Raw genomic sequence first — 24,367 nt, 5'->3', positions numbered from 1 at the left:
GGTTTGGCTGTTATGAAATATTCAATTGAGATTTTTAAGAACGGGCAGACAAGCGCTCCCGGACCTGAAATGTTTTATCTGAGCGAATGGGACAATAGTTATAATCTTCATACTTATTTTTTTCAGCTAAAGTCCGGAAACAGAACCATTCTTGTAGATACCGGATGCGGAGATACCGATATTATAAATAAAATGCTTTTTAAAGAATTTAAGGGGAAAATCAGCTTTGATCTTCCTGAAGAGGAAAGAATACAGTCCTATATCAAAAAAAGAAGGATCATCCCGGAAAAAGTAGATTATGTGATAATAAGCCACCTTCATCATGATCATTCATCAAATGTCGGGATTTTTAAAAATGCCAAAGTCGTATTATCTCGCAAAGGCTGGCTTGAGTATATGAAAAAGAAAAGACCTTATTATTATAATGATGCACTTTTCCCGACTGAACCGATACAATATATCTCTTCACTACCTGCAGAAAAAATAATTCTCGCTGGCGAAGAAGAAGAAATACTACCCGGGCTTAAAGTATTTTATGTCGGAGGACATACGCCCTGCTGTATGGCTGTGGAAGCAGAGACACAATCAGGAAAGGTTGTAATGACTTCAGATGTGGCTTTTTTAAAAAGTAATGTAAAAAACAATCATCCTGTCGGACTATTTTATAATCTCTGGGAATGCTTTGAAGCATATAAGAAAATCAGCAGCAGGGCTGATATTGTTCTGACAAGCCATGATCCTGATATTCTGGATAAAGATTTTCCTTCCGGTCTGATAAAATAAATAAAATCAATTGTTTTGTAGGGCAAAGATATAAAATAAAGATTTATTATAATAAAATTTTTAAATAAAGACGGGTGTTAAATGAAGATTACAGACGTTCAGGTAATTGATATTGCCGCAACAAAATCAGAGGGATTTGCCAAATTTATAAGATATTCTCCTTTGGTTGGAGTGATGGAACCCTATGAGGAATATGCAACCGATCGGGGGATGTGGACAGGCGGTACTGACTGGATAGTTCCCATAGTTATAATAAAGACAGACAGCGGTATTGAGGGCTATGGTTTTTGCTGCGGCGGTACTGCAGCAGCGGGAAGAATCCTTATAGAAAACCATTATAAAAATTATCTTATAGGAGCGGATCCTTTTGATTCCGAGGCTTTATGGGATAAAATGTATCGGGCTTCTATTGTTTTTGGACGCAAAGGTGCTGCAATCGAAGCAATAAGCGGTGTTGACAATGCTTTATGGGATTTAAAAGGAAAAGCCCTTAAGGTTCCTGTCTATAAGCTTCTGGGAGGAAAAACAAAAGACAAGGTAAAACTATATGCATCCAATCTGCATCCCAGCGATATATACAATCCTGATTATGAAAAGCTGGCTCTTGAGGCAAAAGATTATGTTAAGCAGGGCTATCTTGGATTAAAGCAAAGGATGTGCACAGGTCCCAGGGAAGGATTTAAAGGCATGAAAAGAAATGAAATGCTTGTCAAAACTGTAAGAGAGGCAGTTGGAGATGAGATTGAATTAATGATAGACGCATATATGGGATGGAACGACCTTGATTATTCGGTGGAAATGATTAAAAGACTTGAGAAGTATAATCTTACCTGGGTGGAAGAGCCGCTTTTGCCTGATAATATTGAAGGCTACAAATATCTTAAAACAAAAGTATCTACACCAATTGCAGCCGGCGAACATGAATATACAAGATTCGGATTTGCCCAGCTTATATCGCAAAAAGTAGTTGATATTATCCAGCCGGATATTAGAAGAATGGGTGGTCTTACAGAAGCAAAGAAAGTTGCTGCAATTGCTGAAGCATTTGGCGTTCCGCTTGCCCCACATGTGAGTTATGCTGAAACTTTGCATTTTGTCATGTCGTGTCCCTCTGTAAAATGGGCAGAAGATACCTGTGTTCCTTCATGGGAGAAGAAAGAGCAGAAAGGTGGTTTCTCGGATGCTTATATCCTGGGGAGCCCCGGGGCGGAGGATGGATTTATGGAAATTGATGAAGACAAGCCGGGTTTTGGGATAACACTTAATATGGAAGTAATTGAAAAATTAAAAATTTAAAAAATTAAAATAATACTTTACATACCTTTCCTTTAATATAAATATGTAATATATTGATTACCGGCATATAATATATTGATTGCAGGCATGGTTTGTGCTGTTATTATTTTAAATCTTTTAAGTTTTAAAGAAATTGGAGTTAAAGATGGCTATTCCGGAAGGTGTAATAGTTGCAATGCTTACTCCCTTCAAAGAAGATGGGAGAGTAAACGAAATTGAAGTAAGAAAACTTGTTAATTTTCTGATCGACAGTGGCGTTGATGGTATTTTTCCTGTTTCATCATGCGGTGAATATGTGCATATGGATATGGAAGAGAGAAAGTATCTGATTGACATAGTTGCTGATGAAAATAATGGAAGGGTAGCCATTATTCCCGGCACAGGAGCAACTTGTTTTGAAAAATCAATTGAACTGGCAGATTATGCAAAAGAAAAAGGTTGTTCCGCAGTTGTGCTTCATGGCCCTTATTTCTTCAAAAATATAAATGATATTGTTGAGGAGCATCTCAAGAAAGTTGCAGTTGCTGTCGATATTCCGATTTTTTTATACAATATACCTTTTTTTGCAAATGAAGTAACACCGCAGATAGCTCGTGACCTCTGCGTTCTTCCAAATGTTGTAGGCATCAAGGATTCATCAGGGAATATGATAAATGTCATGAATCTTATAGAAATGACGAAGAAAATAAAGCCTGATTTCAAGGTGCTTGTAGGGGCGGAAGAAATTCTGTATCCTGCTCTTGCAGCCGGTGGCAAAGGCTGCATGACTGCAACAGCCGGAATACTTCCGGAATTCATGGTAGGCATTTATGATAATTTTTTAAACGGGAACCATTCCCGCGCTCTTGAGCTTCAGTTTGCAATTCTTGAATTCATAAGAACAATGAAATCAGTAAATTTCCCCCAGGGTTTCAAGGAAGCTCTTGATTTAAGAGGAATAAAAATGGGTCCTCCGAAAATGGCTTATAACACTTTGCTTGGCAATGAGCTGGTTGAAGTGAAAAATAAACTGAGGAAAATGACAGAAGATCTTCTTCTAAAATATTTTCCACATACAAAAATGGAATATTCACCATCGAAGGAAATAATTCCTTTCTGTGAATATGTAGAAATTAAAACCAGACAGTACGTCGATTCCGCAAACTGCAAAATAGATCCGGGAAGCATAGGGAATAAGCTATCTTCCTCCTTATCAAGAAACAGCATAGATGAGATGGTTGATATTATTTCAAGCCAGATAATACAAAAAATGATGAAATAAAATCAGACAATGATATTTTTCAATAATTTTTTGTATGCACAGGATTTTCTGAAGAGTATTCATAATAAATAATGCCTTTTTTGGATTTAAATAGCTTCATTATCTTTTCCATGCTTAAAATTTATATTTACAGTTATTTATTATGGCTTTTTTATATATAAGGATTCATAAAAATTATAAATCCGACCGGTTTTTATTATTGAGTTCCGGCATGTTCTATAAGCTGAAATTAATCAATGGGTGTGATACTATAATAGTAATAGCGGGAAATAAAAATTATTTTTAAATATCATTATTTGCAATACCGATCACATATTTATAAAACAAAACAGATAATCTGTTATAAGTTATAAAATTTATAAATATTTTATTTAGTATAAATAAAAACCGGATATTAAATAAGTTATGGTTAAGCCGAAAAAAAAGAGAAAAGTTCTTTATCCGCCAAGATTTTATTTTTTTAAGCCTGCCGGGGTACCTGCTTCCAAACTTGAATCGGTAAATCTGACTGTTGATGAATATGAAGCAATCAGGCTTGTTGATATTGAGAATTTAAATCATCTTGAATCAGCGAAAAGTATGGAGATCTCAAGGCCTACTTTTACAAGACTGTTAGGTAGTGCGCATAAAAAGATAGGGAGCGCTATTGTTAACGGTTATGCAATACGTATAGAGGGAGGCAGTTTTGTTTTTGTTAATAATGCCTACAGATGCAGGAAGTGTGGATATGAATGGGATCTGAAAGCAGATGAACAGAACAAGGGTTTGGATATTGAAGAAAACTGCCCAAGCTGCAAAGAAGATGATGTAGAAAATATGGAAGAGATGCTTAAGAAGTGTAATTCTGGTTATGGGCATGGCCGTGGTGGAAGATTGCGGCAGGGAAGATTTTAATATCAGGCGCAGCCACTTATCTTTTTCCTGTAAATTGCCGCATAAAAATATAATAAATCATATTGATCCATAGTTCATAAGTTATCAATTAATTATTTTGGAAAAAATAAACCGTTCGAACTGATTCGGATTATCAAAAAACCAGACAGGAGTTTTTATGAAGAAAAATATTCAACCCTCAAACATTATTTATCCACAACCCATAGCGCTTGTTACATGCTGTGACTCTGATGGAAATGATAATATTATTACAATTGCCTGGACAAGCAATGCTTCAAGAGTTCCACCGATTGTCATGATTTCCATTGGAGGGGAAAAGTATTCCTACAGGCTTATAAATGAAACAAAAGAATTCGGTCTGAATATACCATGTTCCTCAATACTTGAGAAAGTTGATTTCTGTGGTCAAAACAGCGGTGAACAGGTCGACAAATTTGAAAAAACCTGTCTTACAAAAATTGATTCATCAGTTATAAAGCCGAAGCTTATTGCAGAGTGTCCTATAAATTATGAATGCAGGGTTGCAGATATCATAAAGATAGGTGGAGGAAATATTATTTTCGGGGAAGTTGTAAGCTGTATGATGGATGAAAATATTCTGGATGAAAATGATGCCGTTTCTGTTGAAAAACTGGATACATTTGCTTATATAAATAAAGGCTATTTTGCTCTTGAAAAATGTTTTGCAAAGAGAGGATTTTCGGCCGGATAGTAAAAAATATTTTTTTATAAAAAAAAAGATATAATCTTGACAAATGAACTATGGTTCATTAATATAGTATTGAACCATAGTTCATTTATATTTTAATTATATTTTCTAATATTTACAGGAGGTGTTATTATGCCAAGAGGAGACGGAACAGGACCGGCAGGAATGGGCCCGATGACCGGAAAGGCAGCAGGCTATTGTGCGGGGTACTCCGTACCCGGTTTTGCCAATCCGGCATTCGGAAGAGGCGCTTTCAGAGGTCCGGGATTTTTCGGAGGCGGTTTCGGAAGAGGAAGAGGCTACAGGAATATGTATTATGCAACAGGTCTTCCCGGATGGTACAGGGCAAATGCAGGAATGCCTGCACGAGGCTCATACCGGGGAACGGAACCATACCCTTTTCAGGGCGCTTCCCGATTTGGGGCAGCAGAAGATGAGAAGGCATTTTTAAAAGATCAGGCAGAGTTTTTAAAAAGCCAGATTTCAGACATTGAAAGCAGGCTGGCGGAACTGGAAAAAAACGAAAATCAGGAAAATAAATAAAATTATTTTTTATGAAAAGATAGAAAATAATAATATTTGAAGGAGGATGTTTTGAAAATTGCTGTAGCTACTGAAAATAATATGGTTTTCCCCCATTTTGGGAGAAGTCCGCAGTTTACGATTTACGATATTGAGGATAAAAAAGTAAAAAGCAAAGAGGCAATAGATAATCCGGGCCATGAAGTAGGAGTTATTCCTGAGTTTTTAAAAAATAAAGGAGTTGAGTTAATTATAACAGGTGGCATGGGGATGAGAGCGCGGGAGCTTTTCAGCCAGTATAATATTGAATGCTATGTTGGTATTGAAGGTGTTTCCGACGATGTAGTAAAGGCATACATAAATAATGAACTTGAAAAAAAGGACAGTGTTTGTGAGCCGGGAAGCGGAAAAGGCATGGGTGTTGAGAAAGGCGAATGCCATCATACATAAAAAACCCATAGAAGATGTATAGGAAAAATATCTGAAGATAGAAAAGAATCAAAATAGAATATAAAATATATTAATAAAAGATTAAAATTAAAACAATTCAGTTAAAAGGAGGGGAAATGCCAAGAGGAGACGGAACAGGACCTGCAGGACAGGGTCCCGGAACAGGAAGAGGTCTGGGAAGAGGAGTTTACTCAGGAAGAGGCGGCGGAATGGGCAGAGGTGCCGGTATCGGAGGTTACTGTGTATGCCCGAGCTGTGGCGAGAAAGTGCCCCATCAGCAAGGAGTACCATGCAGTCAGACCGAATGTCCAAAATGTGGTACTGTTATGACAAGAGAATAATAAATTAGTTTAATTAAGGAGTAAAAATGAAAATATGTATATCTTCTACAGGTGACAATATTGATTCTTCAGTAGATCCAAGATTTGGAAGATGCCCTTTCTTTCTGATTTATGATGACGGTACTGAGAATTATGAGTTTATTTCAAATTCAAGCAGAAATGCAATGGGCGGTGCAGGGATACAGGCAGCACAGGAAGTCATTTCCAAAGGTGTGGAAGCAGTAATAACCGGAAATATCGGCCCTAATTCTTACAGGGTGTTTGAAAGCGCAAAAATAAAAATATATACAGGTGTAAGCGGACCGATAAAAGAAGCAATAGCGAAGTATAAAGCAAACCAGCTAACATCTGCTTCCGGTCCCAGTGTGCAGTCTCATTACGGTATGGGTAAAGAGTAAAAACGGAGGTTATAAGTGATTATTTCAGTTGCCAGCGGAAAAGGAGGAACCGGAAAGACTACTGTTTCTGTAGCGCTTGCCCAGTCTCTGGGATATTGTAATTTTTACGATTTTGATGTTGAGGCACCAAATTCTGATATTTTTCTGAAGCCGGATATCAATCATTATCAGAAAGTATATGTAAAATATCCTTATTTCATTAAAAAAGAAGGAGTATCTTTCAAGGCATGCTCAGACTTCTGTCATTTTAATGCGATTGCTTCTATTGGTGAGGATTATATTTTTTTTGAAGAACTCTGTCATGGATGCGGAGGGTGCATACTCGTAGGCCCTGAGGGCTATGTCAGGGAAAAAGATGTTGAAGTCGGTGAAATAAGCAAGGGTTTTAAAAGTCCCGGCATTTATTTTTTTATGGGGAATCTAAAGCCAAAAAGCATGAGGACTTCCAATATTCAGGGGGATCTTGAAAAGATGCTGGACAGAAGCCAGACTGTTATAATTGACAGTCCTCCCGGAAATTCATGCAATATGGTAAATGCTGTTAAAAATTGTGATTATTGCATACTGGTTACAGAGCCTACCTTGTACGGACTGAGTGATTTAAAGATATCTATCGACATACTTAAAAACCTGGATAAAAAGTTTGGAATTATCATAAATCGTGACGGGATCGGAAACAAAGAGCTTGAAGACTTCTGCAGACAGAATTCATATAAAATACTCTTAAAAATCCCCAATGATATAAACATCGCAAAAACTTATTCAAAAGGGGGTTCTCTTCTTGAGTGGGATCCGAAAATGAAAGACAAGTTTTTAGGAATAATCGATGTAATAAAAGAGGAAGTGGGCAGATGAAACAAATGACTATAATAAGCGGCAAGGGAGGAACCGGAAAAACTACGCTTGCTTCAAATTTTATAAGACTTGCAAAGAACCATGTGGCTGTTGATGCAGATGTGGATGCTTCCAATCTGTATATATTATTAAAACCCAATATTCTCAAGACACAGGAATTTATAGGGGGTCCTGTTGCATATCTTAAAAGTGAGTGCATAAACTGTGGCAGATGCGAGGAATTATGCAGATTTGATGCAATAAGCGACTCTATTACAGATATAAAATTCGATTCCTTAAAATGTGAAGGTTGCGGAGTCTGTGAATATATCTGTCCGGCAGATGCAATCGGGCTTAAAGCAGAAAAGCAGGGTGAATATTATATATCCGATACAGTTTTTGGAAAATTTGTTCATGCAAGACTTGATCCTGGGGCAGAAAACTCAGGAAAGCTTGTTACGATTGTAAGAAATATTGCGGAAGATCTTGTCTACAGGGAAAACAAAGACCTTATAATAATTGACGCTGCGCCCGGGATAGGCTGTTCAGTGATAGCTTCCTTAAATGGTGTTGATCTTGCAGTCATAATGATCGAGCCTACACTGTCAGGGATTAGTGATTTTTTAAAGATATATGATGTCGTTAAATTTTTTGGAATAAAACCATTTGTGGTAATAAATAAGAAAGATTTAAACGAGGATAACCGTCAGAAAATAATAAAGTTCTGCAATTCTGCCAATACTGAAATAATTGGGGAAATACCTTATGATGAAAGAATACCGTTTAATCTTGCCAACAATACTTTTGCTGTAGATGACATGGAAAGCATCGCAGGAAAGGAAATAAAGAATATTTGGGAAAAGATAATGTCTTCAGAATTATAGAACAGGTTTACCGATAGCAGCAGAGAACATGGTTTTAAGACAGACCATATTTGAATCCTGTGATGCCGGTATCTGTCCCGACACATAAGGTTTTTTTATTTAGTGATCCCCACTGTGCTCCTGCGGGGAGGTTTCGGGCTGTTGAAAAATAAATCAGGCACTTTTTATATTACTTCATTTACAAAATCAGGAAAAAAGTCATTAAATATAGTGACAGTAGTGACAGCATAGATGTAAAAATCAAAAACTGTCTTTCATCCGGCATTGAAAGAGTTTCACGTAAAAGGAAACAGATAAATACCGGCCTGTCAGGGATTATAAAAAACTCATAAAAGAAACGTGTTTCTTTTAAAGATTAACGGAAAAAGTAATTGTTTTTTATGATAGAATATCATAAAACTTTCACTGTTAAATTTTTATAATACTGAATTATTATGGAAACAGGCAAACCGGAAAAGTATTTTAAATCTGAAGCACCGCCATCGGACGGCATACTGCTTGCCGTAATAGTTGCAAGCTATAACAGTAAAAAATATCTGCAAAAATGCATTGACTCTGTAATAAAATTTATACCTGAAAAAGATAAGGAGCTTATCGAAATAATTATTGTAGATAATAATTCTACTGATGGCTCAAAAGGGCTTGTTGAAGAATTCTGCAGAAACCATTTTTTTATAAGAAGTATCATGAATGATAAAAATATGGGATTTGCCTATGCAAACAATCAGGCAATCTCTTCTTCTTCGGCAGACTATTTCTTTTTACTTAACAGCGATACAGAAATTTTTGAAAACTCAATTGAAAACGTGCTGAGATATATAAAGAATGATATACCCTCAGACAAGATAGGCATCCTGGGCCCGAAAATAATAAATTCAGACGGTACTGTTCAGTATTCCTGCCGGAAATTTCCATCACTTATTAATGCTGCTGCCCATAATATCCTCTCCCTGATAAACCCTGACAACAGGTTTTCCAGACACTATAAGATGTCAGATGCCGATAGGAGCAGAAGTTTTGAAACGGACTGGGTCTCCGGCTCGGCAATGCTAATATCAAAAGCGGCTCTTAATATCTCAGGCCTTTTTGATGAAAAATATTTTATGTATGTGGAAGATGTGGATTTATGCTACAGGATGTGGCAATCAGGGTATAAAGTCATTTATTTCCCTGACATAAAAGTGCTTCACCATATCGGCAAGAGCGGAGATAATAATCCTGTTAAAGTGCAGAAGCTGATGCAGAAAAGTGCTCTCCGATTCTTCTTAAAGGTTAATAAAAAGTCCTGGAAAATAATCCTTATCCCCTTTGTTTTGCCGATACTGGGATTCAGAATTTTTCTGACATGGGTTAAATGCCGGAAATCAGGCAATACAGAATGCACAAGAAATAAAAGATAAAATATAAGTTAAAAACACATACTTTTTTGATTTATGAGTGAAATAAATATAGAATTATTAAAAATATTTTCGGGATGTTTTATCAATTCAATATAAGGAAAAATTTTGAAGATATTAATAACAGGTATAAATGGTTTTGCAGGAACATATCTTGCCAATCATTTATCGAAAATTGATAACTCATCCGTAATTGCCGGGGTTGATATAAGCACCGGCAATTTTTTTGAAAAATTTGAAGGAAACAAAAATAATACGGAACTTTTCAACATTGATCTTACTGATGAAAATGATGTGGATAAGCTGATCAGAGATTTTATTCCTGACCAGGTATACCATCTTGCCGCACAGGCATCTGTCAGCAATTCCTGGAAAGAACCGATAAACACTTTTAAAAATAATGTTTTCGGGGGAGTAAATCTTCTTGAAAGCATCAGAAAATATAATAATAAATGCAGGTTTCTGTCAGTCTGTACCGCAGAAGTGTATGGAATTTCTGAAAACCCTTCCATGCCCATTAAGGAGGAAGACAGAATATATCCTACTAATCCTTATGCAATAAGCAAAGCAGCTCTTGATTTTTTTTCGATTACTTATTATCTGGGCTACAAAATTCCTGTTTTTGTCAGTCGTTCCTTTAATCATATTGGCCCCGGACAATCTATCGGTTTTGTTTGTTCTGATTTTGCAAAACAGATTGCCCAGATAGAAAAAAAATTAAGAAAGCCTGAGATTTTTGTCGGCAATCTGGAAGCATGCCGGGATTTTCTTGATGTCAGAGATGTTGTAAATGCATATTATTATATTATGAATAAGGGAAAGCCGGGGGAAGTATATAATATATGTTCAGGAGAAAAAATAAAAATTTCTGATATCCTGAAAACCCTTATTTCTTTCAGCAAAGAAAAGAACGTCGCTGTCAGAGTTGACAGCTCAAAGCTGAGGCCGGTGGATAATAAAATTATGTATGGAGATAATAGCAAAATAAAGGAGCATACGGGATGGTTGCCTGGATACTCAATTAATGAAACATTAAAAGACATTTTGAATTACTGGAGGAATATTGTATGAAAGCTGTTATTTTGGCCGGAGGTTTCGGAACAAGAATAAGACCGCTGACCTGTTTAAATCCCAAACCCATGCTTCCGCTTATCAACAAGCCGTTTATGCATAATTTTATTTCATGGATAAAATCATATGAAATAAAAGATATCATACTTTCAATAGGATACCTTCCTAAAGTATTTGAGGAATATTTTAAAAACGGTGAAGACCTGGGTGTAAATATAAGCTATATTACGGAAGAGGAGCCTCTCGGCACATGCGGGGCAGTGAAAAATCTTGAGGGATTGCTTGAAAATGACAGCTTTATGGTTTTTAACGGAGATGTTCTTTCAGCAATAAATCTGAATGATATGATAAAGTTTCACAAGGATAAAAAATCAGATATAACCATTGCCCTGACACCTGTTGAAGATCCGACTTCTTACGGACTGGTGCCTATAGATGAGGATGGAAGGGTGGAGAAGTTTCTTGAAAAACCAAGCTGGGACGAAATAACTACAAATCTGATTAATGCGGGCACATATATAATCGAAAGAAACCTTCTGGAGCTTGTCCCTCCGAATGATAACTATTCTTTTGAAAGAGGCCTGTTCCCCAATGCTCTTGAAATAGGGTATAAGATATTTGGGTTTGTCTCAAACGCTTACTGGCTTGATTTGGGGACGCCGTCAAAATATCTTCAGGCTCACCATGATATCCTTAACGGAAGAGTAAAATTTGATTTTCGGGAAAGGGAAATAGCCGGCCATATAAGAATCGGGGAAAATACTGATTATCATAAAGAAAGTCTGCTTTCAAGCCCTCTGGTGATAGGAAATAACTGCCATGTTGATAAATCTGCCGTAATAAGTCCTCTTACTGTCATTGGAGATAATTGCAGTATTGGCGCCGGTTCCGCAATAAATGGCAGTGTGTTGTTTGATGGTGTAAAAATAGGGAAAAACTGCATTATCAAGGATTCAATCATTTCATATAATGCCATTATCAGGGATAAAGTTATTATAGAAAACAATTCAGTTGTGGGCGATAATGCAGAAATCGGCAATAATAATATTTTAAAAAACCATATCAAAATTAATGTAGGCACAAAAATCAAAGATGGAGAAATATTCTTTTGATTCTGAAATTATTTAACAACATTTTCTTTTTATTTTAGGGAGGCTTTTTTGAAGAGGGCATTAATAACAGGAATAACAGGCCAGGACGGTTCCTATCTGGCAGAGCTGCTTCTTGAAAAGGGATATGAAGTATATGGGATGGTAAGAAGATCTTCTTCTGAAAATTTTGGCAGGATAGAGCATATAAGAGAAAAGATAAAGCTTGTCCAGGCTGATCTGCTGGATCAGTTTTCGATTATCAGTGCAGTAAGGGAATCTGCTCCGGATGAGATATATAATCTTGCAGCACAGTCATTTGTGCCCACATCCTGGGATCAGCCTGTTCTCACAGGAGAATTTACCGCACTGGGCGTAACAAGGATTCTTGAAGCCATAAGACATGTCAATAAGGATATAAAATTTTATCAGGCTTCCAGTTCGGAAATGTTTGGAAAAGTACAGGAAGTTCCCCAGAAAGAAACCACACCTCTATATCCGAGAAGTCCGTACGGCGTTGCAAAAGTATACGGACATTATATTACCGTAAACTACAGGGAAAGCTATGATATCTTTGCATGTTCGGGTATTCTCTTTAACCATGAGTCTCCGAGAAGAGGTCTGGAATTTGTAACCAGAAAAGTTACATATAATGCAGCCAGGATAAAGCTTGGGCTTTCAGATAAATTATATATGGGAAATCTTGATGCAAAAAGAGATTGGGGATTTGCCGGAGATTATGTTGAAGCTATGTGGCTTATGCTCCAGCATGACAAACCTGATAATTATGTTATTTCCATGGGCGAGACCCATTCTGTTCAGGAGCTGATAGAGATTGCGTTTGGCCATCTTAACCTGAACTGGAAAAAATATGTAAAAATAGATGAAAGATTTATCAGGCCTGCTGAAGTTGATCTGCTTATAGGTGATGCAAGCAAAGCAAAAGAAATCCTCAGATGGGAGCCAAAAGTAAATTTTGAGCAGCTTGTAGAAATGATGGTTGAGTCTGATTATAAATTACTGGCCGGAAAATAGATCAGGGCCTCTGCCGGCTCATTAGTTTAATAAAAGATGATCCGGTATTCTGTCAAAGATAATCAATTAAAGGGTTTTTAAAATAAGGATATTTAAGGATGACTGAAAAAGTAATTAAATTCGGCACCGACGGGTTCAGAGGAATTATAGCAAAAGATTTTACTGTGGAAAAAATTGAATACATTGCCCATGGCATAAGCCGGTATCTTTTAAATAAAAAAAATCTTAAAAACAAAATCCCAAGAGTGGTCATCGGATATGATACAAGATTTTTGTCGGATTATTTTGCCAGAAGCGCTGCAGAGATTTTTTCGCTTAATGGTATTGAGACGCTGATGTCTGATACCTTTATTCCTACTCCCGTACTTTCAAACGCAGTTCTTGCCGAAAACGCAGATCTCGGAATAATGATTACCGCAAGCCATAATCCGTGCATATATAATGGCTTTAAAATAAAAGGCCCTTTTGGCGGATCTGCAACCATGGATATAGTAAATGAAATAGAAGACATTGTTAATAAAGGATTATCGGACGGTTCTTTTAAGGAGGCGATAAACAGCCTTAAGAAAAATACTGCTTCCGGCGGTAACAGTTATATAAAAACCGGCTTTCTGGACAAGTACCGGCAGCAGATAGAAAGAATAATAGATTTGAATATCATAAAAAATATTGATTTCGGTTTTTTAATTGATCCGATGTATGGCGCAGCACAGGGCTTGTACAGAACTTTTTTTGACAAATACAATATCGGAAATATATTTGAGATCCATAATGTGATCAATCCTTCTTTTGGCGGCATTAATCCTGAACCTATTGGAGATAATCTGAATGAAGCATCAGAATTTGTTTTAAAGAATAATCTGAAAGTAGGAATATGTGTGGATGGAGATGCAGACAGAATAGGGGCTATAGGAGAAAAAGGCAATTTTATAAGCTCCCATCATATATTTGCAATTGTCCTGGATGATCTGATAAATAATGGCAGAAAAAACGGAAGAGTTGTAAAAACGGTTACCACGTCTTCAATAATAGACAGGATGGCGCAGAAAAATAATCTGGATATTTTTATCACGCCTGTAGGTTTTAAGTATATAGGCGAGGAGATATTAAAGCAGGATGTGCTCATGGGCGGAGAAGAAAGCGGAGGTTTGTGGACAAACGGGAATATTCCGGAAAGAGACGGAATACTGATGGGTTTGAAACTCCTGGAGATAATGGTTAAAAACGGAAAGACTCTTAATGAAATCCTGGATGAAATATATAAGCAATACGGGTATTTTGTTTACGGCCGCAATGATTATGAAACAGAAACAGAGAAAAGAGATAATATAAGAAACCGGCTTGATAAGGATATCCCGGACATAATAGCAAAAGAAGGTGTCAGTGAAGTGGTTACGATAGACGGATACAAGTATATCCTAAATGATGGAAGCTGGCTGATGATAAGGCCGAGCGGAACAGAAGCAGTTGTAAGAGTGTATTCAGAAAGTTTCAGTTCAGAAAGACTTAAGCGGCTACTTGCTCTTGGAAGACTGATAGTCAAAGGAGATTAATGTATGAATATTCTTGATGATGATGGGAAAATAAAACAGCTTGATACCCTGAATATGCTGGCTATAGAGGAAAATTTTGCAGACCAGCTTGCTGAGGCACAAAAAATTGGAGCTGCTGCTGATATTACCGGCATAAGAGGAAGAAATTTTGCAGGCATTGCATTTCTTGGAATGGGCGGCTCAGGTTTTACAGGCGATATAATAAAAAGTCTGTTAATAAACAGGTCAGAAATTCCGATCGTCGTAATCAAGGGTTATAGCCTGCCTGCATATGTCAGCAGAGACTGGCTTGTAATTTCTCTAAGCTATTCCGGAAATACTGAGGAAACGCTTACCGCAACAGAAGAAGCATTAAAAAGAGATTGCGAAATTATTTTTATTTCCTCAGGAGGAAGTGCTGAGAAAATTGCTCAGGAAAAAAGGAAATGTATTATAAAAATTCCCGGAGGATTTCAGCCGAGAGCTGCTTCAGGCTACCTGATGATACCTCTGCTTGTTGTATTAAACAAAATTGGTTTGTCATCAGTTACAGAAAAAGAAATAGGAGATGCCGTTAAACTAATTGATGTCCTGGCAAAAGAGTATAACAGAAACATTCCTTTTAAAGATAATCCGGCAAAACAGCTGGCAGCAGGAATCGGTAATTTTCTGCCGGTAATATATAGTTTTGAAAGCGAGTTATCGCCGGTAGCATACAGGTGGAAGTGCCAGATAAATGAGAATTCCAAAACACCGGCATTCTTTAATGAATTTCCGGAACTTAATCATAATGAAACCGTGGGATGGGAAAGATTAAAAAATATAACGAAAGAATTTGTGCTGATTTATTTTATTGATAAAGAGGCTCCGGAGAGAATAAATGCCAGAATAAAAATTACAGTAGAGCTGATAAAATATAATTTCGCAGATACAATTGAAATTGATATTAAAGGAAAAACACCTATTGAAAAAGTTCTCAGCACTATTTTTCTTGGCGGCATTGCCAGTGTTTACCTTGCCTTGCTGAACGGAGTTGATCCTACTCCCATAGATAAAATAAATACGTTAAAAACAAAACTTGCGGAACTTTAAAAATAAAGAATAAAATAATATCATTATACTCTTGATAATCATATTGGAGGATGTTAATGGATTACGATATAAAAGATAAGAACCTTGCTTCTGAAGGTAAAGAGAGAATACAGTGGGCTGAAGCTGATATGCCGGTGCTTAGAAGCATAAGAGAAGAGTTCAGCAAAAAAAAACCGCTTGAAGGGATAAAAATAAGTGCATGCCTTCATGTAACTTCTGAAACAGCAAATTTAATGATAGCTCTTAAGGCAGGAGGGGCAGATGTAAGGCTGTGTGCATCAAACCCTTTAAGCACTCAGGATGATGTGGCTGCTTCACTTGTGTCTGATTACGGGATACTGACTTATGCCATCAAGGGCGAAAGCAATAATGTCTATTATGATCACATAAACAGTGTGCTTGATGCCAAACCTAATATTACAATGGATGATGGCGCAGATCTTGTTTCAATGCTTCACAGCAAAAGAAAGGATCTTATTGAAAATATAATGGGAGGAACAGAAGAAACAACCACGGGCGTAATAAGATTGAGAAGCATGGAGAAAAATAATGTGCTGCTTTATCCGATAATTGCCGTCAATGAAGCAAAGACAAAGCATTTTTTTGATAACAGGTATGGTACAGGGCAAAGCACAATAGACGGCATCTTAAGAGCAACCAATGTCCTGCTTGCCGGAAAAAAATTTGTTGTTGTCGGTTATGGATGGTGTGGCAGAGGCATTGCAATGAGAGCCAGGGGAATGGGAGCAGATGTGGTAGTTCTTGAAATCAATCCACTGAAAGCAATAGAAGCCAGAATGGACGGCTTTAATGTTATGAAAAATACAGAAGCTGCAAAAACCGGAGACATATTTCTCTCAGTGACCGGTAATAAAAATGTAATTGGAGAACCGATATTGTCTGCCTGCAAAGACAGAACCATTGTAGCAAATTCCGGACATTTTGACGCTGAAATAGATCTGAATTATCTGAAGAAAAATTCAAAATCGGTAAGGACTCTAAAGCCTATGGTTCAGGAATATATTATGAACGACGGAAGAAGGATATATGTTCTTGCAGAAGGCAGGCTTGTAAATCTTGGAGCAGCAGAGGGACACCCTGCGAGCGTTATGGATATGAGTTTTGCCAATCAGGCGCTAAGTGCAGAATATATTATCGGTTTAAACAAAGAGGGAAAAAGTCTGGAGAAAAAAGTTTATGCCGTTCCTGAAGATATAGATAAAAATATTGCCAAACTTAAATTAAATAGTATGGGAATTGAAATAGACAAACTTACTCCTGAGCAGGAAGAATATCTTTCTTCATGGCATCTCGGTACTTAAAGAGGAGATGAAACATTGAAAGATGGCAATGTAATGACACTGATATGGGACGGGAAGTCTTTAAAGCTTGTTGATCAGAGAAAGCTTCCGCTTGTTGTAGAATATGTGGACTGTGATTCATATGAAAAAATATACCTTGCAATTAAAGATATGGTGGTAAGAGGGGCGCCTGCCATAGGCGTTACTGCTGCTTACGGAGTTGCTATTGCAGCAAATCAGTATTTTGGAAATTCTGAAACAGATTTTAACGTCTTTTTAAAAAAGGCGATAGCAAGAATAGAAAGCTCAAGACCGACTGCCGTCAACCTTTTCTGGGCTTTAAAGAGAATGCAAAAAGTCATTGATGGCTTACAGGGTGAAAAAATTGAAGTTATTCAAAGAAAGCTTGTAGATGAAGCGGAAAAGATGGAAGAGGAAGACATAAGAATCAATAAAATGATAGGTGAAAACGGGGTTCAGGCCTTCAGGGATGTCTTTGGAAACAAGAAAAAATTTAAAGTGCTTACACATTGCAATGCAGGGGCTCTTGCAACTGCCGGATATGGTACGGCCTTAGGAGTTATAAGAAGCCTTGCAGATAAAGAACAGGTAGAAAATATAGTTGTTGATGAAACAAGGCCTTATCTTCAGGGGGCAAGGCTTACTGCCTGGGAGCTTCACGAAGAAGGAATACCCTATTTTATAATTGCTGATAATATGGCTGCGTACATGATGTCAAAAAATGAAGTGGATGCGGTTGTGGTAGGAGCGGATCGGATTGCTGCAAATGGAGACTCAGCAAACAAAATAGGCACATTAGGTATTTCTATTCTTGCAAGACATTTTAAAATACCTTTCTTTGTTGCTGCCCCGGTATCCACAATAGATATTGATATCCCCTCAGGCAGCGAAATACCGATTGAAGAAAGAGACGGTAATGAAATAAGAGAGGTAATGGGAAAAAAAATAATCCCTGAGTTTATGCCGGTAAGAAATCCTTCTTTTGATTTTACCCCGTGCAGAAATATCACTGCCATAATTACAGAAAAGGCAGTTATAAAAAGCCCGTTTAAAAATAATATCAAAAAGCTTTTTAAGTAATTTTTGTGATTGTTTTAAAAATTACAGTAAAATAAGTATATAGAATATCCGAGGGGAGATTTAGATGGCTTCAAAAAATAAAGCAATGGTTCTGGCTGCCGGTCTTGGTACAAGGCTAAGACCTCTTACAGATCTTATTTCAAAACCCATGGCTCCTATTGTGAACAAACCTGTAATGGAACATATAATAGAGCTGCTCAGAGAAAATGATTTTACTGAAATAGTCTGCAATCTTCACTGGTATCCTGAGGCAATAAAAGATTATTTCGGAGACGGCTCAAAATGGGGTGTGAAAATCACATATTCTTATGAATCGGAGCTTCTTGGAACTGCCGGAGGAGTCAAAAACGTGGAAGCTTTTTTTGAAAATGAAGCATTTCTTATTCTTAGCGGTGATGCTCTGACTGATATCAATCTGAAGGAGCTTTTTGCTTTCCATAAAGAAAAAGGCGGCATCTGCACACTTGCTCTTACGGAAGTGGAGGATCCGTCACAATATGGCGTGGTTATGCTTGATAATAATAACAGGATAATGGGGTTTCAGGAAAAACCGCTTATGGGAGAAGAAAAAAGCAAGCTTGCCAACAGTGGAATCTATGTTTTTGAACCTGATATATTCAGGTATATCCCCCCGGGTTCTTTTTATGATTTTGGAAGAGATCTGTATCCCCGGCTGCTTGAGGAGAACATACCTTATTATGGATACAAGCACTCACAATACTGGAATGATGTGGGAAGTTTCGAAGAATATCAGCAGGGAAATTTTGATGCTCTTGAAGGCAGGGTAAAAGTAAATATACCCGGTGTGCAGATCAATGAAGGAATATGGCTGGGTAAAAATTGCAAGATAGAGGAAGAAGTAGTGGTGATACCTCCTCTTGTTATCGGCAATAACTGTGTAATAAAAAAAGGTGCCAAACTTTATGGGCCCATTATTATAGGAGATAATACTGTAATAGATGAAAGAGCAATTATGTACAGGGGCATAAAATGGGGAAGCGGCTATATCGGAAAAGATGCTTCTCTTATAGGAGCCATAATCGGATACGATACAAAGATAAAAAACAGAGCATCAATACTGGAAAATGCTGTAATCGGTTCAAAAAGTGTTATTGAAGATGGTATTGTAATACATCCTAGCGTAAAAATAATGTCAAATGTTACAATAGAAAAAGATAAGAAGATAATCGGTGAAGAGTAATTTTGCAAATAAAGAGTATTATGATTTGAGAAATTAAGAGGTATTGTTAAAAAAGAAAAATTGAGTCTTTATAATTTTATAGTTAATTTATATAAAAATTTTTTCTCTCCACAGACTTGTCTGAACTGTGGGGAGTTATGTTCAGGTTATATTTGTGCTGACTGTATCAGAAAAATAGATAAAATAAATGGAAACTTATGCAGTTACTGCGGTTCCCTGCTGCCCCATGAAAGCAAATCCGACAGTTTGTGTAGCTTCTGCAAAGAAAAGGAATTCAGCTTCTACAAATTAAGAAGTTTTGGCAGATATGAAGGAATTCTCAGAAAAGCGATAATAAATTTCAAATACAATAAAATATATTCAGTTTCTTCAGAACTTGCCCGTCTTTTAAAAAAAATGCTTATCGAACATTTTCCGGATGAAGATATTGATTTTATAGAAACAGTTCCGGATTTCAATATCGGACAGGATGAAACATATATCAGCCATGAAAATAGTTTTAAAAAGACGGAGAGAAGCCATATGGAACTGCTGGCATCAAAGCTTTCTGAATTAACAAAAATACCATTTGTGAATAATATAATAAAAATAAGAAAGACCTCAAGGCAGCAGATGTTAAATAAAAATGAAAGACTTCTTAATTTGAAAAATGTATTCAAGGCCAGGAATCCGTTTCTTTATTACAGAAAAAATATTTTACTCATTGATGATGTTGTGACAACGGGCAGCACTATAAATGAAGTCGCATGTGCAATGAAGAGATGTATGGCCGATAAAGTTTATGTGATGACACTGGCAAGGGTGAATGCATAAAATGAAAATAAAATCCAAATAATCAAGTGATTTTTTTATTTTAAGTATATAATGGCTGTTTAAAATGATAAGGAGGACAAAATGGAATTTGTAATCAAAAGCAGAAATGTGAATCTTCCGGATAACATTAAAAAGTATGCTGAGAAAAAAATAAAAAACAGGATAGAAAAATTCGTTGACAAAACTGTGAAAACAGAGATTGAATTCTCTCTGGAAAAAAACCCTAGCATAAATTTAAATAATAAGGCTGAGGTAACAATATTTACTCCGAGGGCTGTTATAAGAGCTGCTGATTCAGGTACTGATTTCTTTGAAGCAATAGACAAAGTGGGAAGCAAAATTGAAAGACAGATAAAAAGATATAAGAACAAGATGATACAGAAAAGCAGAAAGCCTGCGGAAACAAAGATTGGCCCGTTGCAGCAGGCGGAAGTATCCGAAGATGAACTGAAAGAAATAGTTAAAATAAAAAGATTTGAAATAAAACCCATGACACCTGAAGAAGCTTCTTTACAGATGGAGCTTCTGGGACATGATTTTTTCGTTTTCGTAAATGCCGATACGGGAAAAACATCAGTTATCTATAAAAGAAAAGACACAAATTACGGTTTGATTGAACCACAATCTTAAATAAATGACTTTTTAAGTCTGGTGATTTTTATGTTTAAGCTACAAAATCTGCTCAGGGCCGGTCAGGGAAAGGCAATTAAAAGATATGATGCAATTATTTCCCGAATAAACGAGTTTGAAAAAGAGACCGGCAGACTTTCTGATTATGATATTAAGGGGAAAAAAGCACAGTTTCATCTTAGATACGAAAAAGGCGAGACACTTGAAAGCATAATGCCTGAAGCTTTTGCTGTAGCGAGGGAAGCTGCCAGGAGGGTTCTGGGAATGAGACACTTTGATGTACAGCTTCTGGGAGGCATAGTGCTTTTCGAAGGCAAAATAGCTGAAATGAAGACAGGTGAAGGCAAGACTCTTGTTGCTACTCTTCCCGCATATCTTAATTCTTTTACCGGCAAAAGCTGCCATATTGTTACCGTAAATGATTATCTTGCCAAAAGAGACAGTGAATGGATGGGAAAAGTATACAGCATGCTTGGAATGAGTGTCGGACTTCTGCAAAACAGCCAGGAGTACAGAGACAAGATAAGCGCCTACCTGTGTGATGTTGTTTATGGCACAAATAATGAATTCGGTTTCGATTACCTGAGAGATAATATGGTGACTTCCAAAGAAATGATGGTGCAGAAAGAGCATCATTATGCCATTATTGATGAAGTCGACAGCATACTTATAGATGAAGCCCGGACTCCTTTAATTATCTCAGGAATTCCTTACCAGTCAACAGAGCTTTACAAAAAAATGGCAAGGATAGTTCCAAGGCTGGAAGAAGATATTGATTTTGAAATTGACGAAAAGCAGAAAAGTGCTGCAATCACCGAAGAAGGAGTTTTAAAAGTTGAGAAAATCACAGGAATTAAAAATATATACGATCCTTCCAATTATCTTTATATCCATGCCCTAAACCAGGCTCTTAAAGCTTATCATTTGTTTAAAAAAGATGTCGATTATATTGTCAAAGATGGTGAAGTGCTGATTGTCGATGAGTTTACCGGACGTATTCTTGACGGAAGACGCTACAGCGAGGGTCTTCATCAGGCAATTGAAGCCAAAGAAAATGTAAGAATCAAGGAAGAAAACCAGACGCTTGCAACGATAACCATACAGAATTACTTCAGGATGTATGAAAAACTTGCCGGCATGACGGGAACAGCACTGACGGAAGCGGAAGAATTCAGGCATATATACAAGCTTGAAACATCAGTGATACCTACCAATATGCCTATGATAAGAGATGATATGCCGGATCTTATATATAAGACTGAACAGACAAAGTTTGAAGCAGTGGTTGAAGATATAAAGGAAAGATATGCCAAAGGACAGCCGGTGCTTGTAGGGACTATATCTATTGAAAAGTCCGAGCTGCTAAGCGAAATGTTAAAAAAAGAGGGAATTCCCCACGAAGTGCTGAATGCAAGATATCATGAAAAGGAAGCTGAAATAATTGCAAAGGCAGGCCAGCCGGGATCTGTAACTATTTCAACCAATATGGCTGGAAGAGGAACAGATATAATACTTGGAGAAGGAGTGGTCGGTCTTGGCGGTCTGCATGTTCTTGGAACCGAAAGACATGAATCCAGAAGAATCGATAACCAGCTAAGAGGAAGAAGCGGAAGACAGGGAGATCCTGGTTCAAGCCAGTTTTACCTGAGCCTTAAAGACGATCTTTTAAGGCTGTTTGGTTCTGACAGGATAAGCTTTCTAATGGAAAGAATGAATTTTCCCGATGACATGCCCATAGCTCACCCTATAATAAACCGTTCAATTGAAAATGCCCAGAGACAGGTTGAAGCAAGAAATTTTGAAGCAAGAAAGCATGTCCTGGAATATGACGATGTAATGAACAAGCAGAGAGAAGTAATATATGAAAGACGGAAAAAAGCTCTTCTGGAACAGGATCTTGATGATTCTTCAAACGAAATGATAAGAGATATAATAAGCCGGATCTTTGACAAATACCTTGACCAGAATACTTACTATGAAGAATGGGATATAGATGAATACAAAAATCATTTAATAAATTTATTCGGCAAGGATGTCTCAGAAGGTATTATTGAAAAAGAAAAACTGGCTTCAGGAAAGGTTAGCAGAAATCAGCTAAAGGAAGAAATTCTCGAAAGAGCTTTGCTTCTTTTAAAATCAAGAGAAGAAGAATTCGGGCCTGAAATAATGAAGCAGCTTAAGAGAATAGTCATTCTTACAGTTATAGACAATAGATGGAGAGATCATCTGCTGGAAATGGACTACCTAAAGGAAGGGATAGGGTTAAGATCATACGGCCAGCATGATCCTCTTATTGAATACAAGCATGAATCTTTTCATTTATTCAAGGATATGATAGAAGAAATAAAGAGCGACACGGTAAGATTACTGTATAATGCAAGAATATACACAGGGCAGGAACAGGAAAAGGAACATGAGAAGCAATATAGAAATGTCACTGCAAGCGGACCCGGAGACAGTACTCCTTCAAAAAAAGAACCTGTAAAAGCTGAAGGAAAAGTAGGCAGAAATGATCCCTGCCCCTGCGGAAGCGGGAAAAAATACAAAAAATGTTGCGGTGCAAATCTTTAAAAAAATTAAAAGGTCAGTAAATGAATGAATTAAAAAATGAAGAAGCCCGGCACGAGGAATTAATAAAAGAGCTTGAAGAAAAAGTTGAATATCTGAAAGGCTGTCTTTGAAATAGAAGATAAGAAAACCAGGATAAACGACCTTAATCAGATTGCTGCAAAAGATGGCTTCTGGGATGATTATGAAAAAGCCCAGGATCTAATGCAGAAGATTAACAGTCTTAAGGATGATGTTGAACTTTATAATAAGATGCATGACAAGCTTGAGGAAGCAGCAGTTGCTGCAAGTATACTGAATGTTGAAGATGACAGCGCAATTAAAAATGAGCTTTATGCAAATATCGCTGAGCTAAACAACCTCATAAGTCTGACTGAGGAAAAATTACTTTTAAGCGAGCCTTATGATAATAATCCTGCAATAGTCAATATTCATCCCGGTGCCGGGGGGACGGAATCGCATGACTGGGTGGAAATGCTTCTAAGGATGTATACAAAGTGGATTGAAAAAAAGAAGCTCAGCTATAAAATAACAGATTATCTGCCCGGTGAAGAAGCCGGAATCAAGAATGTCACTTTTACCGTTTCCGGGAGCAATGCCTATGGTCTTTTGAAGTCAGAAAAAGGCGTTCACAGGCTTGTAAGGATAAGTCCCTTTGATTCTTCAAAAAGGAGACACACTTCTTTTGCCGCAGTTGATGTAATACCGCTTATTGAAGATAGCATTGAACTTGAGATAAACAAAGACGATTTAAAAATAGATACCTATCGCTCTACCGGTGCAGGAGGTCAGCATGTAAATGTCACAGACTCGGCAGTAAGGATAACTCATATCCCTTCAGGAGTGATTGTTTCCTGTCAGAATGAAAGATCTCAGCTGATGAACAGGGAAACCGCAATGAAAATACTCCGATCAAAACTGTATGAGACTGAGATGAAAAAGAAGATGGATGAAATAGAAGGAATAAGAGGGGAAAAGAAAGACATAGGATGGGGAAGCCAGATCAGGAGCTATGTCCTTCAGCCGTATCAGATGATCAAAGATCACAGAACCAATACAGAGATCGGTGATGTAAATTCAGTTCTTGATGGAGATATTGATGTGTTTATAAAATCTTATCTTGAAAAAAATATAAAACAAAACTAATTTTATGGACTATATAATTT

The 24,367-nt window shown here is 37.1% G+C and carries 23 protein-coding genes and 1 pseudogene; all 24 read left to right on the top strand.

What is annotated here, in order from left to right:
• Positions 1-12 precede the first annotated feature (12 nt).
• The 24 genes and pseudogenes from GXZ93_01385 (at position 13) to GXZ93_01270 (ending at position 24,347) form a co-directional block, all read left to right on the top strand.
• Complete coding sequence (locus GXZ93_01385; GenBank protein ID HHT78443.1) at positions 13-783, top strand: MBL fold metallo-hydrolase; 771 nt, start codon at positions 13-15, stop codon at positions 781-783.
• Between the two features lie 81 nt (positions 784-864).
• Positions 865-2,079, top strand: coding sequence for an L-rhamnonate dehydratase (locus GXZ93_01380; protein HHT78442.1), 1,215 nt, complete (start codon positions 865-867; stop codon positions 2,077-2,079).
• 145 nt (positions 2,080-2,224) lie between these two features.
• Entirely contained in the window at positions 2,225-3,340 is a 1,116-nt protein-coding gene (locus GXZ93_01375; GenBank protein HHT78441.1) for a dihydrodipicolinate synthase family protein, read from the top strand.
• A 405-nt stretch (positions 3,341-3,745) separates the two neighbouring features.
• On the top strand, positions 3,746-4,234 hold the full coding sequence (locus GXZ93_01370) for a DUF134 domain-containing protein (protein ID HHT78440.1): 489 nt from the start codon (positions 3,746-3,748) through the stop codon (positions 4,232-4,234).
• Between the two features lie 157 nt (positions 4,235-4,391).
• The gene (locus tag GXZ93_01365; protein HHT78439.1) at positions 4,392-4,946 is read left to right on the top strand and encodes a flavin reductase family protein; all 555 of its coding nucleotides are present in this window, start codon (positions 4,392-4,394) and stop codon (positions 4,944-4,946) included.
• Positions 4,947-5,075: 129 nt separating this feature from the next.
• On the top strand, positions 5,076-5,486 hold the full coding sequence (locus GXZ93_01360) for a DUF5320 domain-containing protein (protein HHT78438.1): 411 nt from the start codon (positions 5,076-5,078) through the stop codon (positions 5,484-5,486).
• Between the two features lie 81 nt (positions 5,487-5,567).
• On the top strand, positions 5,568-5,915 hold the full coding sequence (locus GXZ93_01355; protein ID HHT78437.1) for a dinitrogenase iron-molybdenum cofactor: 348 nt from the start codon (positions 5,568-5,570) through the stop codon (positions 5,913-5,915).
• Between the two features lie 116 nt (positions 5,916-6,031).
• Positions 6,032-6,256 carry a DUF5320 domain-containing protein gene (locus GXZ93_01350; protein ID HHT78436.1) on the top strand — a complete coding sequence of 75 codons (225 nt, stop codon included), beginning with the start codon at positions 6,032-6,034 and terminating at the stop codon, positions 6,254-6,256.
• A 26-nt stretch (positions 6,257-6,282) separates the two neighbouring features.
• On the top strand, positions 6,283-6,654 hold the full coding sequence (locus GXZ93_01345; GenBank protein ID HHT78435.1) for a dinitrogenase iron-molybdenum cofactor biosynthesis protein: 372 nt from the start codon (positions 6,283-6,285) through the stop codon (positions 6,652-6,654).
• Between the two features lie 15 nt (positions 6,655-6,669).
• Complete coding sequence (locus GXZ93_01340; GenBank protein HHT78434.1) at positions 6,670-7,509, top strand: (4Fe-4S)-binding protein; 840 nt, start codon at positions 6,670-6,672, stop codon at positions 7,507-7,509.
• Positions 7,506-8,372, top strand: coding sequence for a 4Fe-4S binding protein (locus tag GXZ93_01335; GenBank protein ID HHT78433.1), 867 nt, complete (start codon positions 7,506-7,508; stop codon positions 8,370-8,372). The genes GXZ93_01340 and GXZ93_01335 overlap by 4 nt, the downstream gene beginning before the upstream one ends.
• Before the next feature lie 434 nt (positions 8,373-8,806).
• The gene (locus tag GXZ93_01330; GenBank protein ID HHT78432.1) at positions 8,807-9,772 is read left to right on the top strand and encodes a glycosyltransferase family 2 protein; all 966 of its coding nucleotides are present in this window, start codon (positions 8,807-8,809) and stop codon (positions 9,770-9,772) included.
• 105 nt (positions 9,773-9,877) lie between these two features.
• Positions 9,878-10,840: an NAD-dependent epimerase/dehydratase family protein gene (locus GXZ93_01325; GenBank protein ID HHT78431.1), complete on the top strand. Its 963-nt coding sequence runs from the start codon at positions 9,878-9,880 to the stop codon at positions 10,838-10,840.
• On the top strand, positions 10,837-11,952 hold the full coding sequence (locus GXZ93_01320) for an NDP-sugar synthase (GenBank protein ID HHT78430.1): 1,116 nt from the start codon (positions 10,837-10,839) through the stop codon (positions 11,950-11,952). Before GXZ93_01325 ends, GXZ93_01320 begins: the two co-directional genes overlap by 4 nt.
• A gap of 48 nt (positions 11,953-12,000) precedes the next feature.
• A complete protein-coding gene (gmd, locus tag GXZ93_01315; protein ID HHT78429.1) occupies positions 12,001-12,963 on the top strand; it encodes a GDP-mannose 4,6-dehydratase in 963 nt (320 codons plus the stop codon).
• Positions 12,964-13,061: 98 nt separating this feature from the next.
• Positions 13,062-14,516, top strand: a complete 1,455-nt coding sequence (locus tag GXZ93_01310; protein ID HHT78428.1) for a phosphoglucomutase/phosphomannomutase family protein — start codon at positions 13,062-13,064, stop codon at positions 14,514-14,516.
• Between the two features lie 3 nt (positions 14,517-14,519).
• Entirely contained in the window at positions 14,520-15,587 is a 1,068-nt protein-coding gene (locus tag GXZ93_01305; GenBank protein HHT78427.1) for a bifunctional phosphoglucose/phosphomannose isomerase, read from the top strand.
• A gap of 56 nt (positions 15,588-15,643) precedes the next feature.
• Positions 15,644-16,909: an adenosylhomocysteinase gene (locus GXZ93_01300; protein ID HHT78426.1), complete on the top strand. Its 1,266-nt coding sequence runs from the start codon at positions 15,644-15,646 to the stop codon at positions 16,907-16,909.
• Between the two features lie 33 nt (positions 16,910-16,942).
• Positions 16,943-17,989 carry an S-methyl-5-thioribose-1-phosphate isomerase gene (gene mtnA / locus GXZ93_01295; GenBank protein HHT78425.1) on the top strand — a complete coding sequence of 349 codons (1,047 nt, stop codon included), beginning with the start codon at positions 16,943-16,945 and terminating at the stop codon, positions 17,987-17,989.
• A gap of 64 nt (positions 17,990-18,053) precedes the next feature.
• Positions 18,054-19,190 carry an NDP-sugar synthase gene (locus GXZ93_01290; GenBank protein ID HHT78424.1) on the top strand — a complete coding sequence of 379 codons (1,137 nt, stop codon included), beginning with the start codon at positions 18,054-18,056 and terminating at the stop codon, positions 19,188-19,190.
• 60 nt (positions 19,191-19,250) lie between these two features.
• A complete protein-coding gene (locus GXZ93_01285) occupies positions 19,251-20,003 on the top strand; it encodes a ComF family protein (GenBank protein ID HHT78423.1) in 753 nt (250 codons plus the stop codon).
• A gap of 81 nt (positions 20,004-20,084) precedes the next feature.
• Positions 20,085-20,633: a ribosome-associated translation inhibitor RaiA gene (raiA, locus tag GXZ93_01280; GenBank protein HHT78422.1), complete on the top strand. Its 549-nt coding sequence runs from the start codon at positions 20,085-20,087 to the stop codon at positions 20,631-20,633.
• A gap of 30 nt (positions 20,634-20,663) precedes the next feature.
• Positions 20,664-23,204 (top strand): preprotein translocase subunit SecA, encoded by a 2,541-nt coding sequence (gene secA / locus GXZ93_01275; GenBank protein ID HHT78421.1) that lies wholly within the window; start codon positions 20,664-20,666, stop codon positions 23,202-23,204.
• Between the two features lie 72 nt (positions 23,205-23,276).
• Positions 23,277-24,347 (top strand): annotated as a pseudogene (locus tag GXZ93_01270) (peptide chain release factor 2).
• Positions 24,348-24,367 lie beyond the last annotated feature (20 nt).

This window comes from Actinomycetota bacterium, from assembly GCA_012837825.1.
Lineage (GTDB): Bacteria > Actinomycetota > Humimicrobiia > Humimicrobiales > Humimicrobiaceae > Humimicrobium.
This window is presented reverse-complemented; position numbering and strand designations above follow the sequence as displayed.